The 8056-nt window shown below is 55.8% G+C and carries 7 protein-coding genes and 1 tRNA gene; 1 reads left to right on the forward strand and 7 read right to left on the reverse strand.

All coding sequences use genetic code 11. The annotated features are described in order from the left end of the window. Positions 1 to 53: 53 nt before the first annotated feature. From hfq to nnr, 6 genes are all read right to left on the reverse strand, one after another. Positions 54 to 362, reverse strand: coding sequence for an RNA chaperone Hfq (gene hfq, locus ACLJRU_RS17490; RefSeq protein ID WP_001051875.1), 309 nt, complete (start codon positions 360 to 362; stop codon positions 54 to 56). 82 nt (positions 363 to 444) lie between these two features. Continuing rightward, on the reverse strand, positions 445 to 1395 hold the full coding sequence (gene miaA / locus ACLJRU_RS17495) for a tRNA (adenosine(37)-N6)-dimethylallyltransferase MiaA (protein WP_023235479.1): 951 nt from the start codon (positions 1393 to 1395) through the stop codon (positions 445 to 447). After that, entirely contained in the window at positions 1388 to 3244 is a 1857-nt protein-coding gene (mutL, locus tag ACLJRU_RS17500) for a DNA mismatch repair endonuclease MutL (protein WP_001122559.1), read from the reverse strand. The genes miaA and mutL overlap by 8 nt, the downstream gene beginning before the upstream one ends. A 9-nt stretch (positions 3245 to 3253) precedes the next feature. Next, the gene (gene amiB, locus ACLJRU_RS17505; protein ID WP_000640354.1) at positions 3254 to 4576 is read right to left on the reverse strand and encodes an N-acetylmuramoyl-L-alanine amidase AmiB; all 1323 of its coding nucleotides are present in this window, start codon (positions 4574 to 4576) and stop codon (positions 3254 to 3256) included. 16 nt (positions 4577 to 4592) lie between these two features. Next, complete coding sequence (tsaE, locus tag ACLJRU_RS17510; protein ID WP_000981984.1) at positions 4593 to 5054, reverse strand: tRNA (adenosine(37)-N6)-threonylcarbamoyltransferase complex ATPase subunit type 1 TsaE; 462 nt, start codon at positions 5052 to 5054, stop codon at positions 4593 to 4595. Beyond that, positions 5026 to 6573, reverse strand: a complete 1548-nt coding sequence (nnr, locus tag ACLJRU_RS17515; protein WP_000968669.1) for a bifunctional ADP-dependent NAD(P)H-hydrate dehydratase/NAD(P)H-hydrate epimerase — start codon at positions 6571 to 6573, stop codon at positions 5026 to 5028. Before nnr ends, tsaE begins: the two co-directional genes overlap by 29 nt. Here nnr and queG point away from each other — a divergent pair. Beyond that, positions 6572 to 7711, forward strand: a complete 1140-nt coding sequence (gene queG / locus ACLJRU_RS17520) for a tRNA epoxyqueuosine(34) reductase QueG (protein ID WP_001670426.1) — start codon at positions 6572 to 6574, stop codon at positions 7709 to 7711. The two genes, nnr and queG, sit on opposite strands and share 2 nt — an antisense overlap. Positions 7712 to 7980: 269 nt before the next feature. On the opposite strand, the gene ACLJRU_RS17525 is transcribed toward queG, so the two are convergent. Next, positions 7981 to 8056: transfer RNA gene (locus ACLJRU_RS17525), tRNA-Gly, on the reverse strand.

Consider the following 8056-nt stretch of genomic DNA (forward strand, 5'->3'; position numbering starts at 1 on the left):
ACCAGCGGGGGCGATTATCCGACGCCCCCGACATGGATAAACAGCGCGTGAACTTATTCAGTCTCTTCGCTGTCCTGTTGCGCAGTAGAACCCTGCGCGTTGCTACCGTGATGGTAGTTATTGCTGGCGCCGCCACCGGCATTGTTGCTGTGATGGGAAACCGGGCGAGACGGGACAACAGTAGAAATCGCGTGCTTATAAACCATCTGGCTGACCGTGTTCTTCAACAGGATCACGAACTGATCAAAGGACTCGATTTGACCTTGCAGCTTAATACCATTCACCAAATAAATAGAAACTGGAACACGTTCCCGACGCAATGCGTTCAGGAACGGATCTTGTAAAGATTGCCCCTTAGCCATTCTCTTTTCCTTATATGCTTATTTGTACTTTGAACCTTTCGATTCTGAAAAATTGCGCACGATACGTCTCAATTGTACACATTCAGTTTGCGATAGCACCAACAACCTGTAATACTTCTTTTCGCGCCCGATCGGGATTCTCACTGTCAAGCCAGCGCACCCCTTCCCAACCGCGCAACCAGGTCATCTGGCGCTTCGCCAACTGTCTCGTGGCGCAAACACCTCTATAAACCATTTCATCATATGAGATTTCGCCCTCAATGTATGACCACATCTGGCGGTATCCCACACAACGGATGGAAGGCAAGTCCGTATGCAAATCTCCTCGGGCAAAAAGCGCCCGGACTTCTGCTTCAAAACCTGAAGCCAACATCTGATGAAAACGCAGTTCAATGCGCTGATGGAGCAGTTCACGGCTCGCCGGGGCGATAGCGAACTGATGCACCTGGTACGGTAGCGCGTCTCCTGACGTTTGCGTTAGCTCCGTTAAAGTTTTACCCGAAATGAAAAAAACTTCCAGTGCCCGGGAAAGTCTTTGCGGATCATTTGGATGAATTCGCGCGGCGGCAACCGGATCTATCTCCTGAAGTTGCTGATGCAACGCCTCCCATCCAAGCTCCGCTGCTTGCTGCTCTATCCGGGATCTGACTTCCGGATCTGCCGAAGGCAGCGGCGATAACCCTTCCAGCAATGCCTTAAAATACAGCATGGTACCGCCCACTAACAGCGGGATACGCCCCGCAGCAGTGATCTCCGCCATTTGCGCTAACGCGTCGCGGCGAAAATCCGCCGCCGAATACGCCTGCGACGGGTCGCGTATATCCAGCAGTCGATGCGGCGCCGCTTTCAGCTCATCGGCATTCGGCTTAGCCGTGCCAATATCCATTCCCCGATAAATGAGGGCGGAATCAACGCTTATCAACTCTACTGGCAAAACTTTACGCAGTGCTATCGCCAGCGCCGTTTTGCCGGAGGCCGTCGGCCCCATCAAAAATATCGCCTTAGGCAGGCTCGCCTTGCTTACATCATTCATGCTTCAGGGCGTTCATCGCCGAATGTAAATCAACAGGTTGTAACAGGCCACCCGGCGGCGCTTTTACCAGCTGCGGACATAGCCGCTCAACATCCGCCAGCAGCGATATGGCCTGCGCCATCGACCACTGCGGATGTTCGCTCTGCACATTACGCGCTATCCATTGTGCAATATTGACCGTTGCAAATGTGGTCTGCTGCGCCAGGTAGCCTATCAGTTCAGGAATCAAGATTTGTAAATTTTGTTGTCGTAAGGGTAAAGGCACCGCCCGAATGGTCACATGCTGCGCATCTGACTGAAATTCAATACCCAATTCTCCCAACAAAGATTGGGCTTGTTGCAGCGCGGCTTTTTCATCGGCGCTCACTTTTAAACGCAGCGGAATCAGCAACGGCTGCGCGCAAACCGGGCTTTGACCCGGTGTAAGCTGCGCCTGACGCAGCCAACGCTCCGCAACCGGCAGCGACAAGAGCTGGATAGTCCCCGCGTGTTCCAGCAACGCGCAGTCACCGCCGACTATCGTCAGTACGCGACCAAAACTCTGGCTATGTCCGTCAAGCGCAGGCGCAACCGGCTCCGGCACGGGGCTCGTCGTCGGCGTCTGTAAAAGCGCGCGATAAACCTCGCCCTGCTGCTTCTGATAACCTGGCTGCGCGTGCGGCCAACCACCAGCGGTCTGACGCCCGCCGTTACCGCCCGATGCGCCGCCGGAATAACGCGGTGTCGCGGGCTCGCGCGCCGCAGTTGGCTCGGCGGGTACAGCAAAATGGTTGCGCCCGGCGGCGATACGGTTTTCCGGGACATGCCGCGGCGCTGGCGCAATCTCCTCCAGCGGCAGAGTCGTTTCCGTCTGCTGTTGTAGAACGCTCAGCACCCCTTGATAGATGAAGTCGTGCACCAGCCGGGATTGATGAAAACGCACTTCGTGCTTGGCGGGATGAACATTGACATCCACCTGATGCGGGTCAATCTCCAGATACAACACAAACGCAGGCTGTTGGTCCGCGCCCAGTTTATCTTCACAGGCCTGGCGAATGGCATGGTTGATCAAGCGGTCGCGCATCATGCGGCCATTCACATAGCAGTACTGGATCTCCGTTAACGCCGTGGTGGTGTGATTCGGATCGGCGACCCAGCCGCGCAGGGTCAGATCGCCATGCTGCCACTCGATCGCCAGTGCCTGTTCGAGAAACGGCGTGCCGCAGATGGCGCCTAACCGGCGCTCTTTTTGCCCGTCCTTTGCGACAGCGCGATACTGCCGTACCAATTTGCCGTTGTGCGACAGGTTAAGCGTGACGTCAAAACGGGCCAATGCAATACGACGGATGATCTCATCAATGTGATTAAATTCCGTTTTTTCGGTACGCATGAATTTGCGCCGGGCGGGCGTATTATAAAAGAGATCCAGAACTTCCAGGGTGGTGCCGACCGGGTGCGCGGCGGGTTTTACCGTCACGTCCATGTCGCGCCCTTCCGCATACGCTTGCCAGGCTTCCGCCTGCTCCGCCGTGCGCGACGTTAGCGTCAAACGCGAGACCGAACTGATACTGGCCAGCGCTTCGCCGCGAAATCCCAGACTGATAATCGCTTCCAGATCGTCAAGCGAGGCGATTTTACTGGTGGCATGACGGGCCAGCGCCAGCGCCAGCTCCTCTTTTTTAATGCCGCAGCCATTGTCGCGAATACGAATAAGCTTCGCGCCGCCACGCTCGATATCGATATCAACGCGGGTAGCGCCTGCATCCAGACTATTCTCTACCAGCTCTTTAACAACCGACGCAGGGCGTTCCACCACTTCGCCAGCGGCGATTTGGTTCGCAAGCTGCGGCGGCAGAACCTGAATCGGCATGAAATCTCCTTAATTCGCGGCGGTTATGGCGCCAGGCTGGTTGGTACTGGCCGTCTGGCCTGGGCCGCCCTGCGGCGCAGACTGGATCGGATGCGCTGCAAAGTACTTACGCAACCCCCGGTATATAGCGTCAGCAATCTGCTGCTGATAGCGATCGCTCGCCAGCAATCGCTCTTCGCCGTGATTACTGATAAAACCCGTCTCCACCAAAATGGACGGGATATCCGGCGAACGCAACACGCCCAGGCTCGCGTGTTCCGGGCGACGTTTATGCAGCGACCCCACGCCGTCGAGTTGGCTTAGTACGTTCGTCGCCACATCATACCCTACCCGCTGCGAATGACCGAATTGCAAATCCAGTACCGCCTGGCTCAGGTAAGGGTCTGACTGACTGTTCGCCAGCACATCGCCAGCGCCGCCTAACAGTTCGGATTGCTTCTCATGCTGCTCAAGCCAGTTTGCCATTTCGCTGTTCGCGCGACGATTGGACAATACCCAGACGGAGGCGCCGGTGGCGTCGCGATTTGGCGCGGCATCCGCATGAATAGAGACAAGGAAGTTGGCGTTTTGCTTACGCGCCACATCAGACCGCCCCATCACCGAAATAAAATAGTCGCCGTCACGCGTCAGCACGCCTTTAAACATCGGATCGTTATTCAGCAATGTGCGTAACTTACGCGCGATAGCGATGGTGACATTTTTCTCGCGCGTACCGCCCGGGCCTATCGCGCCGGGGTCCTGGCCTCCATGTCCAGCATCAATAGCAATCACCACTTTATCGCCAGCGCCTGCCGACGCGCGCGCCGCAGGCCGCGTAACGGTATTGCTGCTGGTTACGCCGGTCAGGCGATCATCAGAAGATTTAAACGGATTACGGGCCGGCTCCGTCGGGCGGGGCGCGCTTTCAACCCGTTTCGCGACGACAGGCGGTGGTGGCGGCGGCGGAACATCGGCATTAATGGTGAAAATGACCGTATAGTTGCCGCCGTTTTGCCGCTTCACCGCCTCGGTTTTACCATTTTCCGTCAGATCGACAAGCAGCCGTAAAGATTGCGCATCTTTCGGCGTTCCGGCACGGATCGTTTTCACCAGATTGTTACCGCTAAACTGAAGCGGCAGCCCCTGAATCACGCCGGTCTGCCTGATATCCAGCGCCACGGTACGTTTACCGTCCTGTGAGTAAGCATATTCCGGCTCGCCGATAAAACTCAGCGTAATGCGCGCCTGCTGCTCGCCGTTGGACACCTGAATATCAGAGAGACTGGCGGCGCCCGCCTGCGCGCACAGCAGGATTAAGGCTGCTATTACGGCATTTTTGATGCGATAAATCATCCCGCCACCTTTATAGCTAATCGGCTAAACGCGCCAGTAACGAATGACCCGATGAGGATACCGCGCTTACGCGAGCCTCACGCCCCTGCGCCTGGTAATCAATATGGATTTCGACGTCCGGGTCGGGGAGAACGCCTTTACCTTGTTGCGGCCACTCCACCAGACAAATGGCGTCGTTGGCGAAATAATCGCGAATGCCCATAAACTCCAGCTCCTCCGGGTCCGCAAGACGGTATAAGTCGAAGTGATATACCATCATGTTATCAAGCGCATAAGGCTCTACCAGCGTATAGGTGGGGCTTTTTACATTACCGTTATGGCCTAACGCCTGTAAAAATCCCCGGCTAAACGTCGTTTTACCGGCACCTAAATCGCCATACAGATAAATAACGGTCGCGCCATCACAGGCATTGGCTACCCGTTGCCCCAGGTCTAGCGTCGCCTGTTCGTCAGGTAGCGGAATTACTCGATTCATCATGGTTTACGTCAATCACATCAGGGTTAACAATACGCCGCAGCGTAATAAAAAGATCGGTCGCCAACATGCCGCGAGCGCCATAACGCGCTGCCAGTAAGTCCGCCGCCGCGCCGTGAGCCACACATCCCACACATGCCGCATCATACGGGGTAAACTTCTGTCCGAGCAATGCGCCGATGATGCCGGACAGGACATCGCCCATCCCGCCGCTCGCCATCCCCGCATTACCAGCGTCAATGATAGCCAGAGGGTGGTGTTCAGCGGCGATAATCGTTCCTGCGCCTTTTAACACGACCACGCCTCCATACCGTTTTACCAGACGCTGTGCTGAAAGTAAGCGATCACTTTCAATTTCTGCCACAGAACATCCTAACAGGCGGGCCGCCTCTCCCGGATGCGGCGTAATCACGCGATTGTGACGTTTATCAGGATTGATTGCCAGTAGGTTCAACGCATCCGCATCCCACAGCATAGGTTTACGGACGTTTTCTACTTTCTGTAAGGCTTTTTTGCCCCATTCCTGCTGTCCAAGCCCCGGGCCGATCACCACAACGTCAGCCCAGGTCAGGCTCTCTTCCAGCGACTGAGGCGTGAGTTCATGTACCATCAGTTCCGGGCGGGCCGTCAGCAACGGCGCGATGTTTTCACCGCGAGTCAGAACTCTGACCAACCCAGCCCCCGTACGCAGCGCCGCCTCGCCAGCCATCCGAATTGCGCCCGCTGTTCCCTGGTCGCCGCCGATAATCGCCAGACGACCATGATCGCCCTTATGCGAGGTCGGTCGACGCGGCGTTAACCATTGCCCCAACTGCGTCGCGTCAAAACGCCGGAGCGGCGGCGTCTGGCTCGCCAGCCAGCCTTCCAGCCCCAACGCGTCATAATGCAATATGCCGGTAACGTCACGCGCTTTGCCGGTCAGCAGGCCTGGTTTCAGGGCGATAAACGTAACCGTATGCGCGGCGCTTATCACCGCGCCAGGCGTGGCGCCCGTTTGCGCCAGCAGGCCTGACGGGATATCGACGGCGACAACCGGCGCAGGATGGGCGTTCGCCTGTTCAATCAGACCGGCTACCGGGTCGCGCGGCGCCTGGGCTATGCCGGTGCCAAGCAGCGCGTCGATAATCAGATCCGTCGCTTCCGGCCAGATAATATCGGCAGCATGGATAATGCCGCCGGCATTCAGCCAGGCATCGCGCGCCTGCGCCGCTTCTTCAGGCAACGGTTTGTCGCTCTCCTGCGCCAGTAACGTTACGCTAATGCCCGCCGCTTGCGCTAGTCGCGCCACAACGTAACCATCGCCGCCGTTGTTGCCATGACCACACAACACCAGCCAGTGTCGGGCGTCAGGGTAACTGTCACGGGCTACCCGAAATGCCGCGTCGCCAGCGCGCAGCATCAATTCATAGAGTGTGAGTCCGAAGGCATCCGCCGCATCGCGTTCCAGCCGTTTGATGTCATCGGCGGGCCAAATGGAGTGTGGTATACTTACAGGGTTTTTCTTCATGTTATGGTCCATCATGTCAAAGCCCCTCGATCTCAATCAGTTAGCGCAAAATATTAAGCAGTGGGGGCTGGAGCTGGGCTTTCAGCAGGTCGGTATTACTGATACCGATCTGCGCGCATCCGAACCTGCGCTGCAGGCGTGGCTGGACAAACAATACCACGGCGAGATGGCATGGATGGCGCGCCACGGTATGATGCGCGCCCGGCCTCATGAACTCTTACCCGGTACGCTACGTGTCATCAGCGTGCGCATGAACTATCTGCCCGCCAACGCCGCGTTTGCCAGTACGTTGAAGGATCCCACGCTGGGCTACGTTAGCCGATATGCGCTGGGGCGTGATTATCACAAGCTATTACGCAGCCGTCTTAAAAAACTGGGCGAGCAGATCCAGCAGTACTGCGGTTCGCTGAATTTTAGACCGTTTGTCGACTCTGCGCCTATTCTTGAACGCCCATTAGCGGAAAAAGCCGGACTTGGCTGGACGGGTAAGCACTCACTTATCCTTAATCGGGAGGCAGGCTCATTCTTTTTCCTGGGGGAACTGCTGATTGATTTACCGCTGCCGGTCGACCAGCCGGTCGAGGAAGGTTGCGGCAAATGCGTCGCCTGTATGACCATTTGCCCGACCGGGGCGATTGTCGAACCGTATACGGTGGACGCGCGGCGCTGTATTTCTTATCTCACCATTGAGCTGGAAGGCGCTATTCCGGAAGCATTTCGCCCACTGATAGGCAACCGTATTTACGGCTGCGATGACTGCCAGCTTATCTGTCCGTGGAATCGTTACTCTCAGTTGACCGACGAAGCAGATTTTAGCCCACGCAAGGCGCTGCATAACCCAGATTTGCTTGAGTTGTTTAGCTGGAGCGAAGCGCAGTTTCTGAAAGTCACTGAAGGTTCTGCGATTCGGCGCATTGGTCATTTACGCTGGCTGCGCAATGTTGCCGTCGCGCTGGGGAATGCGCCGTGGAGTAATGCCGTCATTACGGCGCTGGAAAGCCGCAAGGGTGAGCATCCACTTCTTGATGAGCATATCGAATGGGCGATTGCGCAACAAATTGAAAAGCGGAACGCCTGCATCATTGAAGTGCAGCTACCGAAAAAACAGCGTCTGGTCAGGGTGATTGAAAAAGGGCTGGTGCGCGATGCCTGAATTATTCACAGGCTGTGTATAAAAATAAAAACACATTGCGATTCAAGAGGGAAAAAAGGAACAGACAATAACGCTAACGTTTTGAAATCTTATTTTTTCTATATTTTTCAGTAAATTATAGAAATTCTACGCGTCAGGTATAATTTTTTGCATTCCAGGAGTAATGGGCCAACCTGTGGATAAGTCTGTTTACAAGGATCTGACGAAAGCGGAACAAAACGTGCCCCAACGCGATATTCGTTGTGGATAATTTTACTGTAGATAAGAATTGGAGCGGGAAACGAGACTCGAACTCGCGACCCCGACCTTGGCAAGGTCGTGCTCTACCAACTGAGCTATTCCCGC

Source organism: Salmonella sp. SAL00653 (assembly GCF_046552515.1).
In the GTDB taxonomy this organism is placed as follows: domain Bacteria; phylum Pseudomonadota; class Gammaproteobacteria; order Enterobacterales; family Enterobacteriaceae; genus Salmonella; species Salmonella enterica.

What these genes read in the sequence shown, in the direction of transcription:
- hfq (WP_001051875.1), bottom strand. Translation starts at nt 362, where the DNA reads ATGGCTAAGGGGCAATCTTTACAAGATCCGTTCCTGAACGCATTGCGT.
- miaA (WP_023235479.1), bottom strand. Translation starts at nt 1,395, where the DNA reads ATGAATGATGTAAGCAAGGCGAGCCTGCCTAAGGCGATATTTTTGATG.
- mutL (WP_001122559.1), bottom strand. Translation starts at nt 3,244, where the DNA reads ATGCCGATTCAGGTTCTGCCGCCGCAGCTTGCGAACCAAATCGCCGCT.
- amiB (WP_000640354.1), bottom strand. Translation starts at nt 4,576, where the DNA reads ATGATTTATCGCATCAAAAATGCCGTAATAGCAGCCTTAATCCTGCTG.
- tsaE (WP_000981984.1), bottom strand. Translation starts at nt 5,054, where the DNA reads ATGATGAATCGAGTAATTCCGCTACCTGACGAACAGGCGACGCTAGAC.
- queG (WP_001670426.1), top strand. Translation starts at nt 6,572, where the DNA reads ATGTCAAAGCCCCTCGATCTCAATCAGTTAGCGCAAAATATTAAGCAG.
- nnr (WP_000968669.1), bottom strand. Translation starts at nt 6,573, where the DNA reads ATGATGGACCATAACATGAAGAAAAACCCTGTAAGTATACCACACTCC.